Annotated in this window: 10 protein-coding genes and 1 pseudogene; 2 read left to right on the top strand and 9 right to left on the bottom strand. The window is 44.7% G+C overall.

The window, feature by feature from the left end; genetic code table 11:
• Positions 1-289 precede the first annotated feature (289 nt).
• The gene (locus DXB52_RS03415) at positions 290-604 is read right to left on the bottom strand and encodes a DUF3847 domain-containing protein (RefSeq protein ID WP_002578306.1); all 315 of its coding nucleotides are present in this window, start codon (positions 602-604) and stop codon (positions 290-292) included.
• A 144-nt stretch (positions 605-748) separates the two neighbouring features.
• A complete protein-coding gene (locus DXB52_RS03410) occupies positions 749-979 on the bottom strand; it encodes a helix-turn-helix domain-containing protein (protein WP_002578307.1) in 231 nt (76 codons plus the stop codon).
• 175 nt (positions 980-1,154) lie between these two features.
• Between DXB52_RS03410 and DXB52_RS03405 the strand changes: the two genes are divergently transcribed.
• Together DXB52_RS03405 and DXB52_RS03400 are read left to right on the top strand one after the other, a co-directional pair.
• Positions 1,155-1,784, top strand: a complete 630-nt coding sequence (locus DXB52_RS03405) for a helix-turn-helix domain-containing protein (protein WP_009243739.1) — start codon at positions 1,155-1,157, stop codon at positions 1,782-1,784.
• 160 nt (positions 1,785-1,944) lie between these two features.
• Positions 1,945-3,240, top strand: coding sequence for a tyrosine-type recombinase/integrase (locus tag DXB52_RS03400; protein ID WP_009321335.1), 1,296 nt, complete (start codon positions 1,945-1,947; stop codon positions 3,238-3,240).
• A 249-nt stretch (positions 3,241-3,489) separates the two neighbouring features.
• Here the strand turns inward: DXB52_RS03400 and DXB52_RS03395 are convergent, their stop codons facing one another.
• From DXB52_RS03395 to DXB52_RS03370, 7 genes and pseudogenes are all read right to left on the bottom strand, one after another.
• Positions 3,490-3,834, bottom strand: coding sequence for a TnpV protein (locus DXB52_RS03395; protein WP_117553333.1), 345 nt, complete (start codon positions 3,832-3,834; stop codon positions 3,490-3,492).
• Positions 3,831-5,717: a DUF4368 domain-containing protein gene (locus tag DXB52_RS03390; protein ID WP_416242136.1), complete on the bottom strand. Its 1,887-nt coding sequence runs from the start codon at positions 5,715-5,717 to the stop codon at positions 3,831-3,833. Before DXB52_RS03390 ends, DXB52_RS03395 begins: the two co-directional genes overlap by 4 nt.
• Positions 5,718-6,278: 561 nt before the next feature.
• Positions 6,279-8,156: a group II intron reverse transcriptase/maturase gene (ltrA, locus tag DXB52_RS03385; protein ID WP_181989151.1), complete on the bottom strand. Its 1,878-nt coding sequence runs from the start codon at positions 8,154-8,156 to the stop codon at positions 6,279-6,281.
• Positions 8,157-8,837: 681 nt separating this feature from the next.
• Positions 8,838-9,434, bottom strand: a pseudogene (locus tag DXB52_RS03380) (type IV secretory system conjugative DNA transfer family protein); the annotation flags it as partial.
• Positions 9,435-9,523: 89 nt separating this feature from the next.
• A complete protein-coding gene (locus DXB52_RS03375; protein WP_118106546.1) occupies positions 9,524-10,051 on the bottom strand; it encodes a PcfB family protein in 528 nt (175 codons plus the stop codon).
• Positions 10,052-10,090: 39 nt separating this feature from the next.
• On the bottom strand, positions 10,091-10,243 hold the full coding sequence (locus DXB52_RS16105) for a hypothetical protein (protein ID WP_004612794.1): 153 nt from the start codon (positions 10,241-10,243) through the stop codon (positions 10,091-10,093).
• 101 nt (positions 10,244-10,344) lie between these two features.
• Complete coding sequence (locus tag DXB52_RS03370) at positions 10,345-16,326, bottom strand: SpaA isopeptide-forming pilin-related protein (protein WP_118106544.1); 5,982 nt, start codon at positions 16,324-16,326, stop codon at positions 10,345-10,347.
• Positions 16,327-16,577 lie beyond the last annotated feature (251 nt).

Raw genomic sequence — 16,577 nt, 5'->3', positions numbered from 1 at the left:
CCGGCAGGTAACGTTTTTCCTAAAAGAAAATGGTATCTGCCGGAGCACCCTCTGCGTAAGAGTGCCCTGTGCATAACAGCCTGCATGGAATGTGCCCCTCTGGCGAAGAGTGCCTCCTGCGGCATGAGCAGGTCTGGCTGAAAGCCCCGCCGACGGAACGAGCCCGGCAAGCGTAAGCGCAGACCGGTTGCCACCTGTGGCAAACTTATACGGACGACCTCTGGTTGTCCATAAGTGCGCCCTTCATAAAAAAGCAATGAAGGGAATGGAAACTCCACTCCCTCCGGCATTACACTTCCTCCGTATTTGCAACTGGCTCTTTCTGCATTGCCTTTGAGAAGAATTTCCCATTTGCTTCCTGCCTTTTTAAGAAGCCGATCAGCTTTGGGATATCATCTTCCTCAATCGCAGAACCCAGTACCGATTCCACTGCACCGCCAATCTGGCAGAGCCTGTGTGTCCGTTTTTTGGTTTCCACATCTTTCTGACGTTTCTTCAGTTCCCGTTTCTGTGCTGCATACTGTTTTGCTTTCTCAAGGCTTTCCTGTTCTTTCTTTTCCAACTGGAGCATACGCTCCTCATAACTCTTTGTTGATCTTGCCATAAATATCATCGTCCTTTCTTTTTTTCCAAACATAAGTTTCCTGTTGTCTGTCAGACGAAGTACATGGTATAATCTGCTTGCGTGTAGGTATATCATGACTCCGGTCTGATAGAACCTTTGGCGGTTTCTTCGGGAACCGCTTTTTTAAGTTGAACCGTTTCTTGTGACTGCTTTCACATTTCCCTTATCCCTCAAGTCCCTGCCCTCGTTGGCTTCCATAAAAAGTTCCAGCATATCCGTTTTGATCAGGACTTTTCTCCCAACCTTCAATACCGGAAGTTTCTTCCACTCTACCAACTTTCGCAGGGTGTTCCTGCCAATTCCCGTATAATCAGCAGCTTCCTCAATAGATAAGGCAATCTTTCTTTGCGTCATATGACCACCTCCTTTCGAATTGCATTATGCAATTTCATTTGTGCTGTCAGTATAGCGTGTTTATATTGCTTTGTCAAGCATTATGAAATTTTTCTGCTTTTCTTAAAATTGCATATTGCAATATATTTTGTTGCGTGGTATAGTAATGACATACCGAAAAAGGAGGCACATCAGCATGAAAGATAAAGAACTACGCAAGCTGATTGGCAGCAGGGCAAAACAGCGCCGTCTGGAATTAAATCTGACACAGCCTTATGTCGCAGAGAAGATGGGAGTTACCGCTTCCACAATCCTGCGTTATGAGAATGGTTCGATTGACAATACCAAAAAGATGGTACTGGAAGGTCTTTCGGAAGCACTTCATGTATCGATTGAATGGCTCAAAGGGGAAACCGATGAATATGAAACTGATATTACGGATAAGAAAGAATTGCAGATTCGTGATGCGATGGGCGACATTCTCAAACAGTTTCCTCTTGACCTCAATAAAACAGAAGACGCTTTTTCTAAAGACTTACTGCTGTTAATGTTAAAGCAATATGAACTGTTTCTGGATTCGTTTCAGTTCGCCTGTAAAAATTACAAAGGCAGTACCAAAGATGCGGACATTGCCAAAGTAATGGGATTTGAATCGAAAGATGAATATAATGAGATTATGTTTCTCAGGGAGATCACACATACTGTCAACGCATTTAATGATATGGCAGATGTTGTAAGGCTCTATTCAAAGAAACCGGAAGCGGCAGAACAAAGGCTTGCAAATCTTTTATCCGAAGTTATGTATGACGATTCTGAATCGGTATAGTAAGATAATCGGAGTTATGATACAATGAGCGCAAGCGAGTCAAGCTGTTTACAGATTTGACGAGCGGCGAATTGGCTTATGGACTTGTCCATAAGATGCCTACACGCAAGAAGCATTTCAGCAGTTCCGATTGTCTGATATCGAAAGGAGACATACGATTATGGCAAAAGGATCTGTTAGAAAAAAAGGAAAAAAATGGTACTATCGTTTCTATGTAGAAGATGCAAGCGGTAAAATGGTTCAGAAAGAATACGCCGGAACCGAAAGTAAAAGTGAGACGGAAAAGCTTCTCCGCAAGGCACTGGAAGACTACGAAGATAAGAAGTTTGTTGCAAAGGCAGATAATCTTACCGTAGGGGAACTTCTGGATATGTGGGCAGAAGAAGAACTGAAAACTGGGACACTCAGCAACGGTACAGTGGAAAATTATCTTGGTGCAATCCGATGTATCAAAAAACACCCGATTGCAGACCGCAAACTGAAAACAGTTACTGCCGAACATTTACAGGCATTTCTTGATCTGCTTACATTCGGTGGTGAGTTTCCAGACGGGAAAGTAAAAAAGGGATACAGCAAAGATTATATCCATTCTTTTTCCGCAGTGTTACAGCAGTCATTCCGTTTTGCAGTATTTCCAAAACAGTTAATCAGTTTCAATCCGATGCAGTATATTAAGCTGAAAAAGCAGGCAGAGGAAGTTGACCTCTTTTCCGATGATGAAGTGGAAGAAGGTACACAGCCGATTTCACATGAGGATTATGAACGGCTTATCCAATATCTGGAAAAGAAAAATCCACCTGCTATTCTTCCGATTCAAATTGCGTATTATGCCGGGCTCCGTATCGGGGAAACCTGTGGTCTTACATGGCAGGACATTAACCTTGAGGAACAATGCCTGACCATAAAACGCAGTATCCGCTACGACGGCATGAAACACAAAAATATTATCGGACCAACGAAACGGAAAAAAGTAAGGATTGTTGATTTTGGAGATACGCTGACTGAAATACTGAAAGCTGCCAGAAAAGAACAGCTCAAAAACCGGATGCAGTATGGCGAATTATATCACCGCAATTACTACAAAGAAGTGCATGTGAAAAACAGGGTATATTATGAATACTATCATCTTGACGGAACACAGGAAGTCCCGACAGATTACAAAGAAATCTCCTTTGTCTGCCTGCGACCAGATGGCTCTTTGGAACTGCCGAGTACACTCAGCATTGTATGCAGATCAGTGGCAAAGAAGCTGGAAGGATTTGAAGATTTCCATTTTCACCAGTTGCGTCACACTTATACCAGCAATCTGCTTTCCAATGGAGCTGCACCGAAAGATGTACAGGAACTGTTAGGACACTCTGATGTCAGTACCACAATGAATATTTACGCTCACTCAACAAGAAAAGCAAAACGGGATTCCGCAAGACTTCTTGATAAAGTAGCGAGCAATGCTTAACTAAAAATTTCCCTTATTTCCCTTGCGGATTCCGCATAAGGGCAAAAATAAGGGAAAATACATATCATTTCACTATTTAATGGGCTGAAAAGCCTGTAAAATAAGGAAAGTTCAGGAAATCTCTCCACAAATTCCGATTTGTTTCTCAATTTCGTATTCAAATTATACCATAAAACTTGTGAACAATTCTACCGCAACTTTGGACTGTATGAGAAAAGTCCGGACGGTTTTCTGCCCGGACTTTCTCACTCAATCATAAATCAATTCCGCTTTCACAATCTCATCTGCCTGTGCCTTGCAAGCGTTCATCTGCCGCACCCATTCCATTTGGTTTTCGGCTTTCAGCTGTTCGGTCACGCCGTACTGCTTTGCCAGTGACCGCACGATCAGCTCCATGCGGTTTCGTGCCGCTTCGTCAATCTCGGCGCAATGCTCAAAGAGCTTGTCGGATAGCACCAGCTCATTGAACAGTATCGGGCGGCGCATTTCCAAATATGCTTTGCGAAGTCTGCCGTGGTGTCCGAGGGGCTTTGTCTTGCGGATAACGATGTTCGGGATAAGATAATCTCCGTTCTGTGTGTAAGTGATATTCATGCTGATTGCACTCCTTTCATCGGCTCTCTCTGCGGTAAACTGCTGACAGGGACGAACACTCCCTTTGCAATGTCCTCCGCACGAATGGCGGCTTTCTTGGCTTCGATTTCTGCCTTTTTTCTCCCCTTGATTTTGTCCTCGTATCGCTTCTGCGCTCCGCTGGCTTTCCGCTTCAAGTAGTTCTGATGAAGCCTGTCCTTGCGTTCCTCACGCTTGCGGATTTCCTCTAATTCTTCCGGGGTCAGCTCCACTTCTCCAAACGCCGGGGGAACGAATCGCCCAACAAAATTGAAGTAAATCTCGACCTCCTGTGTGGTCTGTATACTGCCTTTGCGGTCACGCTCATGCACAAGGATTTTCTCGATAAACTCGTTGAGCATGGCAATGGTCAGCTTGTCGAAGTTCTCATATTTATCAATCAGAGCGATAAAACGGTCAGCGTCCTTTTCGTGCGTTTCATAGCTCTTGACAGCCTTTTCCAGAGCAGAGATTTCAGCGGTAAGCTCGGCTTGCTCCTTTGCGTATTGAGCGTCCAGAGTGGCGTATCTGCTGTCGGACAGCTTTCCTAAAATGTTGTCCTCATAGATTTTGCAGAGCAGGACTTCCAGCTCGGAAACTCTCTGCTTTGCTGTGGCAAGGCGTGTCCGCTGTTTCCTGACCTCTGTGGTCTGCTGGCTGGACTGCGCTTCCTGCACCACACGGACAAACTCGGCTCGGTCATGCTTCGCATACTCGGCAATGGCTTTGAGCATTTCCGAGACAAGGGACAGTACCACATCTTCATTGATACGGTGCTGGGTCTTGCAGAGCGTTCCGCAAGGAACTTTGGTGTACTGTGAGCAGGTGTATTGAGAAATGCGCTTGCCGTTGTTGGTGCGGTGGACATACATCTTGCCGCCGCAATCGGCACAATAAAGCAAGCCTGTGAGGGGAGCTGCTTCGCCCCAGCCGTCCGGGTAGCGTCTGACATTCCCACGGATTTTCTGCACAAGGTCAAAGGTCTGCTGGTCAATGATAGCTTCATGGGTATTCTCGAAAATCGTCCATTCGTCCTCCGGGACATAATGGCTTTTCTTGTCCTTGAAGTGCTTTCGGGTCTTGAAGTTGATGGTGTGTCCCAGATATTCACGCTTTTCAAGAATGTTGCAGATGGTGGAAGAACCCCAGCCGTACACATCTTTGAAAGTCTTGTTTTTATTCACACCCTCGCCGTGCCGGGCAAGGTAAGCGGACGGAATGAGGATTTTTTCTTCTTTCAGCTTGCTGGCGATCTGATACGGACCGTAGCCGTCAATCGTCATGGAAAAGATACGCTTTACCACTTCGGCGGCTTCGGGGTCAACCAACCATTGGTCTCTGGCTTCGTTCCAGAGATAGCCGTAAATAACCGTGCCTGTGAGGTGCTTGCCGGACTTGCCTTTGGATTGAAAAGTGGAACGGATTTTACGGCTGGTGTCTCTGGCGTAGTATTCGTTCATAATGTTGCGGAAAGGGGTAAAATCATCGTCCCCTCTGGCGCTGTCCACGCCGTCATTGATGGCGATAAGGCGCACGCCACGCTGACGCAGGATTTCCATAATCTGACCGACTTTCAGATAGTCACGACCCATGCGGCTCATGTCCTTGATACACAGGTACTCCACATTCCCGGCTTCCACTTCTTTCATCATTGCCAAAAATCCGGGACGGTCAAAGCAAGTACCACTAATGCCATCGTCCGTGAAATGGACAATGTTCGTAAACCCCTGCCGTGCGGCGAACTCCTCCAACATAGCCTTTTGATTGGAAATGGAATTGCTCTCACGCTGCTGGTCATCATCTTTGCCAAAGTCATCACGGCTCAATCGTTCATACAGAGCAGTGATTTTCTCGTTTTTTCTCATAACTTGCGCTCCTTTCTTCGGTTTTAGGTTGTGTGTTCTAAGAGACTTCCCAACCGCTTGATTAAGAAGTCTTTTAGAGCATACAACACCTGCCGCCAGCTTATATTTTTTATACTGACGCACTGCAAAATGCTCCGGTTCTTCCTTTTCCAGTTCCTCAAACAGCATATCTACTGCATTTTTAAATGTCTCATCATCTTCCCTTGTTTCCGAAGCGTTGATAAACTCAAGCAGGGTCGCAAAGTTCTGTTCTTCTTCCGGTGCTTCATACCAGATATAGCCAATCAGGGCACAGTAAAGAAGTCTCTCTGCTTTCGTCCAGAAATCCTCACTGGACTTCTCGCCTTCTCCTTTCGTGTTCACCATGATCGTATTTACCAGTTTCAAAATATCCTTTTCTGAATGGATATAGTGGAAGGATAGTGATAGGTAACCCTTTGAAATTATCTCCGGGTTTTCCCCCACTTCACACCGGACATGCGACTTTCACCGCATCCGGCGTTCCATCAAGCATAGTTTCAGCAGTGATACACAATCACTCTTTCACATTGGCTAAGTTTGCTACTTTGCCGCCAGTAGCGGCAGTCCTGCGGTAGCACGCAGTTTGTTCACTTTGGTAATAACTTTGGCATTCAGAGAGTATTCCTTCACCAACGCCGCTACAGACATCATGTCTTCCGAGCTGACTATTGCCAATCCCTGCAAAGAAAGAAGCAACAGGTTCTGGTAGCTGTCATTGCCCTTCTTACAATTGTTTGTTTTCCTGTAACAGATACAGGTTTGAACATCCAGTTTCTTCCCGGTGATTGCACATTTACCGTCTTGCCCTGCATAGAGGGAGACCCGGTTGTCGTTGTATCTCACTGATTCGGTCGGTATCGGATGCCTCATCAGCCAGAGCATTGAATTTACGTCAATCCTGAGATTATCGTGTATCTCTGCTCTACCTTCGGGCGTATACGGATTGATTTTTCGGCTTTTCCGCATTGGAATCTTGAATTGCACGTAAGCTAATGGAACCAGTGGCGTTTCTCCAATCCATCGCATTTGCTTCGATTTTCCGTATCGTTTCCTCAGATATCTGTTTTTGATCTCGCCCTGCTTCTTGATTCCGTCAATACGATGAAGAAGCTGTCCATTGATTGGACGGGCGATATCGCTGAAATTCAAGTTGACCCTTGTCGCAATGCAGTAATAGTCCTGCACTCCGATAACCTTGGCATTATAGTCCCCCACATTCAGGCTTATTTCTTCAGCCGTCTTACTGCTTTGTATTGCCTTGACACTGTCAGCCATTTCCTTGCCGATTCTGTGTATGGCTTTATCGCAGACATTTGAAGTTATCACCCATGAGTTACTTTTGCGCCGCAGTTTTATGCGAAAACCCAGAAACTCACTGTCACGTTTCCTGAGATTAGTCACTTTTGACTTTTCATCAGACACTTCCAGTTTTAGCCGTTTCCATAGCCAGTCTTTGACTGCATAATAGGTTTTCTCTGCATCCTCTTTGGTTCTGCAAAATATCTTGAAATCATCCGCATAACGGACAATCCGCATCTCCTTGAGGTTGCTTTTCTTCAAGGCTGTATAGCTGTTGCACTTTTTCTCTGCGCCGTTGGGATAGTAGGTCACTTTACACGGATGTTTCATGTGCCTCACCATTTCATCCCACTGAGAGGCAATCCACCAGTCCAGTTCATTGAGGACAATGTTTGCCAGCAATGGTGAAAGGATACCACCTTGCGGCGTTCCCTTGGATGGGAGGACGTTTTCCCCATCAGGCATTTCGATTGGCGCTTTCAGCATGGCCTTGATGATCTGAATCAACTTGGTGTCCCGTATACCTAAAGTCCAGATCTGTTTCAGCAGCTTTCTGTGGTCGACGTTATCGAAGAATCCTTTAACATCCACATCGACTACATAGTGAAGCTTGTTCCTTTGGGCGAGTCCATACGCATAGGAAATCGCATTTTCTGCGCTCCGACACGGTCTGAACCCATAAGAGTGCTCATAGAACTTTGCTTCACAGATTGGCTCCATGACCTGCAAAATACATTGCTGTACTATTCGGTCAATAATACACGGTATTCCCAGAGGCCTCATCTTTCCGTTTGGCTTTGGTATTTCTACTCTTTTTACTGCTTTTGGTTCATACCTCCTGAACTGTTTCTGGATGAGCTTTACAAACTTATCCTCTGACATGACTGCCAATGATTCTATTGTCCGCCCATCCGTGCCTGCGGTATGACTGCCATCATTGCCTTTGATATTTCTAAATGCCAGCTTGATGTTGTTGGGGGCGCTGATGATATCCATCAGATGCCCAAAGACTTCACCGCTTTTGCTGTCTGCATACAGACTGTCAAAGGTTTTCTGCATGTCATAGTATTCCGCATGGCGTAGCTTGCTTTTCTTCTTAGCTTTTTGTGCCATGTACATCACCCCATTTCTATGAAACCGAGCGACAATTTCTTTTTCTTACTCGACTGCATGAATAGTGGTTGTGTACTGCTGACGTTTTGCCTGACTTGTGGCCATTCCTAACCGTCCTCTTTTTCGCAGACGATATCATCGGTTCGACCACTGCTTTTCAGCAGGAATTCATCCGCTTATTATCCTTCGCCGGATTATCCAGTAGACTTCCTGCCTTTCCTTGTTCCGATAATCCTATCTGTACATACATACCTTTAGGTGTTCCCTCTGGGCCTGACAGCTTGGACACGCCTGTAACGTGCCACGGCGTTTCGTAACAACCATTTCTACTAAACCGTACTGCCTGGGCTTTAACCCACACGCCCATTTCTGAGCGTGGCACTTTTAGACCTTTACATTCGGGAGTTTCGTCAGACATCTCTGTCATTCTCACCATGGGTATCTTATAGACCCCCGGCATATAGGATGCACCGTCCACCTCTGGACAGCTTTCGTCAGCTTAACCTGTTACGGCATCTCTCTGCCGGCTTTACCGGGCTTCACACAGAGTTTGGCCTCTGCATGCCGGAGTATCAGGGGAGGCGTTTCAGGGCGTTACTCCTTCATTCCACCTCTCGAATTATCAGTTCACAGAACTGATTGAAACAGCGCTGTGCGCCACCTTTTCAGCAGCGAACAAGTCGCACGGTTATAGTGCATACTCTTGGAAAAATTGATCGTATTCAATACTTTTACTTTATATCCATGCCGTACCAGCATCTTTCCGCACTCAATGATGATCGTCCCTTTCGGGTCCGTGACCACATAACTGATGTATTTTCCCATCTGCATCAAGTTGGGCTTTACATAAAAACGTGTCTTTCCTGAGCCAGATCCGCCAATCACGATCACGTTCTTGTTCCTCGCAAATTTCGGATTCTTTGGTCTGCCATTCATGGTCAGTCGTTCCGTCATGGTCAGCAGGATATTGTTCTCAAATACCGGGTCGATAAAGGGTGCAATGTCTTTTGCCGTCCCCCATCTTGCCGAACCATACTCCACTCCCTGCCGGAACTTTTTGGCATTTTTCCCTTTCATGTAGACCATAAGCTTCACTGCCACAGCTCCTGTAAGCCCAACCAGTAATTCATTTTTGTGCATACTTGGGAGAATCCTGCTAAATGCCATCTGGAAATTTAAGATTAGCACCATCAATCTTTCTATCATGGAATCACCCACACAGTATTGGTATAACCATGCCAGCTTATTTCCCACATAAAAGATCACAATATACGGAAAATTCATCAGAACAACCCGAAGCAGCTTATGTACATCCACTGGCGGTAATCTCTCCAGGTATCCTTTTCCTACACCAAGCAACTTCTGTAATCTGCTCATAATGACGGCTCCTTCTCCTTTCCTTTTGTTTTCTCCAACTCTCTGTGCTTTGCAAGCGATTTGGTGATTGCCTGCTGTAACTTCTTCCTCACAGATGGTTTTTTGTCCTTATTCAGAGACTTGCCCGTGTATTCCTTAAAAGCGGCAGTCATCACATCGGCATCCCTTGCCTTAAAGAACACATAATATCTTGGCGGGTCCGCAGTCACATCTTTTTTCAGACTGAAATCAATGCTGTACTTCTTTGCTACCCGTTCAAAAGACTTGATATTTCCATCTGTGATCTCAATGTTGGACAGCTGTACATTCTGCTTCATCAGCTTATCAAGGCTCTGTTTTCCCTTGTAGGTCTTGTCCTCCTTTTCCTTCTGGGGCTGCTTCTGGCTTATTTTCTGTCCCCGCTGTTTTTTCTCCTGCTCCATCTTTGCAAGAGCCTTTACCATGGCAGCTTTCAACAGGTTGGCAGTGACCTTACCACAGCGGATACAAAGTGAGACTGTTTTCTCATTCACTTCATCCTGCAATCACACCACGCCCTTTCTTCTCTCACTGCTGTCTTATCCTCATTTATCACATTGCTGCTCCTTTCCTCTCTTTTCTGCCAGTTTCATATATTCTTTTTCTGATTCCGCCCCCACTTTGATACAGCACCAAAGGACAAATCCATATACCAGAAATACTGCAGCCGCAGCAACGATCAATACTGTCTTTGTCATCTTCTTTTCTCCCTTACTTCTCTTTAAATTTTATAAGAGGGCATCTATGAATCCTGTGTCCATAAATGCCCCCATCCATTACTGAGAAATCCTATGATCTCTTATTTTTTCTTTTTGCGAAGAATCACTGTGCCACCAAGACCAGCCATTCCACCCCCTGCAAGCAGAATCCAGAACAGAATCGGAGTATTATCTCCTGTCTTTGGTGAAGTCGATTTCTTTGTTTCTTCTGTGGTTTTCGTCTCCGGTGTTGGTGTGATTTCTGGTGTTTCCGTCGGTGTCTCTGTTGGAGTTTCCTCCGGTTTCGCCTCATCCTTCATCACAACCTTCTGGATTTCTCCAGTATCTTTGACCGTAAACTTCACATCTTCTGCAACCAGATAACCGTCCGGTGCATTTTCTTCACGGAGAGTATATTCCCCGATTGGAAGCATCTCAATATAGTGTGGTTTTTCTTCAGATGTCCAGCTTTCTACGGTCTTTCCATCTTTATCAAGAATTGTCAGTTTCGCTCCTGGCAGCTCCTTACCGGAAATATCAGTCTTGGAGATCTGCACTTTTGTCACATCATCCTTCATTTCCACTTTCTGTACTTCACTGGTATCTTCCACCGTAAAAGTGATGCTCTCTGCTGTCACATAACCATCCGCAGGAAGTGTTTCTGTCATGGTGTACTTCTTGCCAGCGGTCAGTTCTTTGATGATATGTGCTTCTTTACCGGAAGTCCATTCATCCACAGTGTTTCCACTCTCATCTGTGACTTTCAGTTTTGCTCCCTCAATCTCCTTTCCGTCTGTCAGGGATGTTTTGGTAAGCTCTACGGTTGTCGGCTCATCTTCAAAAGTGAACGCATAAGACAGTGTTTCCTTATCTGCCCCACCATATTCAAAAGTAAATTCCTGTACCTGGTCTGTTGTCGCAAATCCCGGTGCCGGGGAAGTTTCTTTCACATAGTAGGTATAACCAAGTGGCAGATCTGCCGTAAAGGTCAGTTTTCCTTCCTTATCCGTAGCCTGCTCTTCAATAACCGTATCCGCTTTCAGGATCACATCGCCTTTTGCATTGACAATATCTTCTTTATTGCACAAGGCAAATACAGCCCCTTCCAATACACGGTCGGAATCTTTTTCTTTCTTTAACACGTTTACTTCTGCCCTCTGGCGTTTGTTCTGCCAGTCAGCGGAATAAGTAACAACTGTGGTATTCTGATCACGGTAAGTCAGATCCACTTCACGGATTTCTCCATCCAGGACATATCCACTTGCTGTCTCTTTCTCTTTAACATAGTATTTGCCAAGAGGAAGGTCTGTCAGTTTCGCCACGCCTGTTTCATCCGTCGTGATCGTTGCCACCAGTGTATCCTTTTTGTAATAATCTTCACTCTCACCATCTGTCGCTTTTATATCTTCTAAGGCATAAACCTCAAAAGTAACATCTTTCAGGGAACCGGAAAGATATTCAAACAGATGCTTCATCCATCCGCCAATGGAATCCAGTGCAGATACTTTCTCCAGGAACTCACCTTTTTTATTGATGATAAGCGTTCCGGTTGGCACTGCATCTTTCATCTCTACCTTCTGGATCTCAGCAGTATCGTCCACCGTAAAGGAAACTTCTTCCGCCATCAGATAGCCATAAGGAGCCATTTCTTCACGAAGAGTATATGTCTCCCCGGCTGTGAGTCTTTCAATCAGATGTTCCTCACCCTTTACAGACTTCCATGTATCTACCACATTTCCATCCTTATCAAGCACCGTAAGCGTCGCCCCGGAAAGCTCCACGCCTGTCGTAATATCGGACTTCGTAAAGGTTACTTTTGTCGGCTGGTTCTTAAATACAGATTCCAGCTCTACCACTTTCACATCCTGTCCCTGATATTTGGCAGTCACTTCCAAAGTCTCAAAAGAAGAGACATACCCTGCCGGAGCTGCAAGTTCTTTGATATAGTAAGTACCGAATGGAAGGTCAACGTCAAATACTGCCTTTCCATCTTCTCCACTAACTGCTTTTCCAAGTAAGGTATCTGCCTTTACAATCACTTCTTCATGTGCCAGAATATCTTCTTTTGCATAGATACCAAACTCTGCACCTGCCACAACCGTTTCTGTCTCTGCATCCTGTTTTACTACGGACACTTCCACTTTCTGGCGGTCATTCTCAAAGGTTGCTGTCTGCTCAATAACTGGTGTTTTCTGGTCTTTGTATTCAAATGTTACTGTCGGTGCTTCTTCATTTAACACAAAGCCCTCTGGTGCTGTCTTTTCAACAATCTTATAGGTTCCAAGTGGAAGGTCTGTGATCTGTGCCTTTCCATCTTTATCTGTGATAATAGTTCCTACCAATGCCCCAGAAGCATACTCCAGGATACGGTTTTCGTTATCATCTTTCTGGAAGTCTGCTGTATAAATATCCTCGGCAGCATATACCTCAAAGACTGCTCCCTCCAGAGTTTCTTTCTGATAAGCAAAATCATCTTTGTAACCATTTAAGACCTCGCCTTGTTTTACAATGTTCAGTTCTCCCTTGACCGGATGATTCTCGTATGCAATCTCAATGATCACATCGCCGGAAGTTCCGTCCATCTGATATGCTGTATTGGAATCTACATCCACCTCATAGTAATTCTCATTGAGCGTATATCCATAAGGTGCGTTCACTTCCTCAATACGGTAATGTCCGATCTTCAGATTCTGTGGAAGGATTAAGTATCCCTGCTCATCTGTAAAATAAGATTTGTGTTTTACCGTCGTCGGATACGTTGTTACCTGCTCCACATACTTTTCTGTATCCAGGTTAAAAATCTTAAACTCCGTATTTTTCTGAAGGACTGCTTTCTTTGTCTCATCGTCCTGTTTGATGATCTTCAGCTTCGCTTCAAACTCTTTGTCAAGCAGCACCCTCCATACCTGCGGTGTAGTCGGATGATTCTCTGTAATCTGTACGATGAAATCATTGACCGGAGTGTAATTATGTGGTGTGGTTGTTTCACGGACGATGTATGTTCCATAAGGAATCGCAATACTGCGGGCATACCCTTTCTCATCCGTAAAGATCTCTGTTGCACCATTTTCTCCAATCACTACCGGCTTGGCAGAATCAAAGTCATAGCTGCCATCTTTTTTTACTGTCAGGGATGATACCAGATAAGCGGTAAATCCTGCACCTTTCAGTAAATCGGCATCTGTCTTTCCGTTGTTCGCTGCCTTGATGATTTCAAATGGCTGCTTCATCACCTGTTCCAGAGACAGGCAGTCACGCTTCACTTCCGCTACAAGATCACCCTCGTAGTTGCAGATCAGATCATGTTCTTCTTCATCTGCCAGGTAACCCGTTGACGGAGTAATCTCTTTTACATAATAATTACCAAGATATAATCCATCTACGGAAGCCTGTCCATTCTTATCCGTTGTAAGAGTGTCAACCTGCTCGCCTGCTTTGTAGATCACGCCAGTTGCTCCATCCGGATGGACAATATCCTCACGGGCATACAGTCCATAGACCGCCTTTTCTAAAGTAGCGTCTCCCTGTGGAACTGCCTTCTTAGTTTCTTTGTCCTGCTTCTGTAAGGAAATCTTTGCTGTCACACGCTCGTTTTTGAAGGTATGCTTAAATGTCAGTTTTGCTTCCTTATCGTTTGTATAAGAAAAGGCAAACGTATAAACATCATCCGCATTTCTCAAATAGCCTTCCGGAGCCTGTACTTCTTTTACATCATAAGAAAATCCCAGCGGCAGGTCTGCAGTGAACTTCGCCGTTCCATCATTGCCAGTTGTCACTTTCTCAATCAGAGTTCCTTTCTTTACGACAACCGTTCCATCTGCATTTTTAATGTCACTGGCTGCATAAAGTCCAAAAATTCCTCCATCCAGAGGATTTTCCGTATCCTTATCCTGCTTTGTCACAATCACTTCTGCTTTCTGTCTGTCATTCGTAAAGGTTGTCTCAGAAAAAACAACATCTACATTCTGTCCTGCATAAGAAAGAGTGACTGACTTTTCTTCCCCAGCATTATAAAATCCGGTCGGAGCCTGTTTTTCTTTGACGATATATGTACCAAGATGCAGGTTTTTCAGAATGACTGCCCCATTCGAGTCTGTTGTCAGATTCTCTTTGACCAGATCACCCTTGCTGTAAACCTTGGCACCATAAGCAGTTTTAATATCTGCTCCGGCATACACATCATAAATCGCACCTTTCTGTCTGCGTTTCTCATACTTAAATGTTGTTCCATTCTCGGTGACATTTGCACCTGTCAGAACCTGACCTTCTTTATAAACAGTCAGCTGTCCCATCTGTTCTTCATCCGGAACAGTCACAGTTGTTGTTTTACTGACTTCCAGTTTTACGTTGTAGGCAGTTGCATTGATACGGTATCCTGTCGGAGCTGTAATCTCTTTTAGATATACGGTATCCTGTGTCTTAATGATCTGTACGGACGCTTCCCCATTCGCATCGGTTGCCGGTAACTTTGTGATCAGATTTGTACAGTTTGCATCACTGTATAAACCAAACACGGCACCTGCCAGCTTTGCGTCTGCTTTTGCATCTTTTTTAATCACCTTCACACTTGCGTGCTGCACCCAGGTTACTTTGAAGTCCACATATTTCTCATCATCAACACCTTCACCAAATACCAGGGCCAGGTCCTGTGAACCAGATCCGGTACTGATCTTATACGCAGAATAATCTTTTGTTACACTGCCTTTCATCGTTGCCGACCAGTTTCCTGTGACATCCTGTACCTGTGTAAGAGGTGCAGATAAGTAAAACTTGGTTCCACCACTGATTTCTACTGCTTCACCAGCTTTGCTTGTCTTTCCGGTTGTCACATTGTGAAGTTTCACACCACTTGGAAGTTTCATTGTGATACTCTGCAGTTCATCTGCTTTAAAAGTGATTTCCTTTGTTCTCTGGCTGTTGCCATCTACATAAGCTGTCACATTTGCATCAGAAAAACTCATATCTACATCTGGAATCTCCGGCTGTGAAATACAGTAATTATACAGTTTCATTGCAAGTGTCTTTGCTGTACCGCTTGCACCGGAAAAGGCAGAATCTCCACCATTAGCATAAGATGCTGCCAGATGTACCAGAATAAATCTGGCACCTGCACTCAGGTTTCCATATCCATTTTCCTCTGTGAAAAATCCTTCATCACCAGAAGCCTTTGTGCCATAGTAACAAACCTTTGCCAGCTTCTTACCGTCACTGAGCTTTGTAATGTCATAAGTACCACTTCCCGGACTGGATTTAGAAGGCTCCACACAATATGCTGTTGCAGAAACATTACCAAACTGAACCGTATATTTGTAAGTCAGGTAACTTCCATATCCGTAGTCTGAATACTGATAACAGGTTCCTCTTGTCACTGTAACTTTCTTGGTACTCTGTGTTGCAATGTCTGTTGCCATGAAAGTAACCGCTTCTCCTTCTTCCATAGAATAAAGGGCGATGCCGTTCTCCGCTGCCTGATCCATTACTTCTGAAACAGTCAGACCGGATTCTTCATCTGTCGTCACTTCCTGGTCATCTGTAAGATCTGTTACAATCTCTTTTGACCCGTCCGAATCAGCATCTTCATCCGCATTACCGGAATCTTCTGTTTCACCGGCATTTCCTTCACCAGCTGTATTTTCAGAAGAACTCTTTGCCTGTGCTTCTGTTTCCGGCTCTTTTACCGTAATGTTTCTGCTTACTCTGTAAGCTGGGTGACCGCTGACCGGCTCTACTGCATAGACAGCTTTGTAGGTATCCGGTGTATGTGCGTCAAAATCTGTACCGGCTTCACTCTTTGCTTCATGGAATAAAACTTTCACCTTTTTTTCATTCACGCCCTCTATACCGGACAGATCAACTTCCACCTCAAATTCTTCTCCATAGGGAATCTCAATATCCTTTGCTTTCACAATTTCATCTTCATCAAGAGTATCCTGCACATCCTGCAGTTCCGGATATTGCTGTTCAAATGAAGTTGGCTCTGGTTCTAATTCAGAAGCAGAAACCGTGACTGGTTGAACGATAACAGACGCCAAAGTTGCAACTGCCATAAATCCCGACAAGAATCTTTTAAATCGCATTTTCATTTTGACTGAGTCCTCTCTTTCTTCGATAATTTACTCCACTTTCGTTCAGGCTTACACCTGCATGAATCAATCATAGGAACCACCTCCCTTATGTCTTGGATTGACTTTTAAATAAAAACAGGATTGAGCTATTTAAGCCGCAAGAGGTAATTCGTAATCATTCCTGCCAAGGGTGCCTCTCATCCATTGCCCTTCACGTTGTCACCGAATGCCCGCCGCCAGATGCGTAGCTGGGAAATTCAGGTATCCTC

The sequence above is a fragment of the Ruminococcus sp. OM04-4AA genome (assembly GCF_003462585.1).
Lineage (GTDB): Bacteria > Bacillota > Clostridia > Lachnospirales > Lachnospiraceae > Mediterraneibacter > Mediterraneibacter faecis.
Note: the sequence above shows the minus strand (reverse complement) of the source record. Positions and strands in the feature narration are given on the sequence as shown.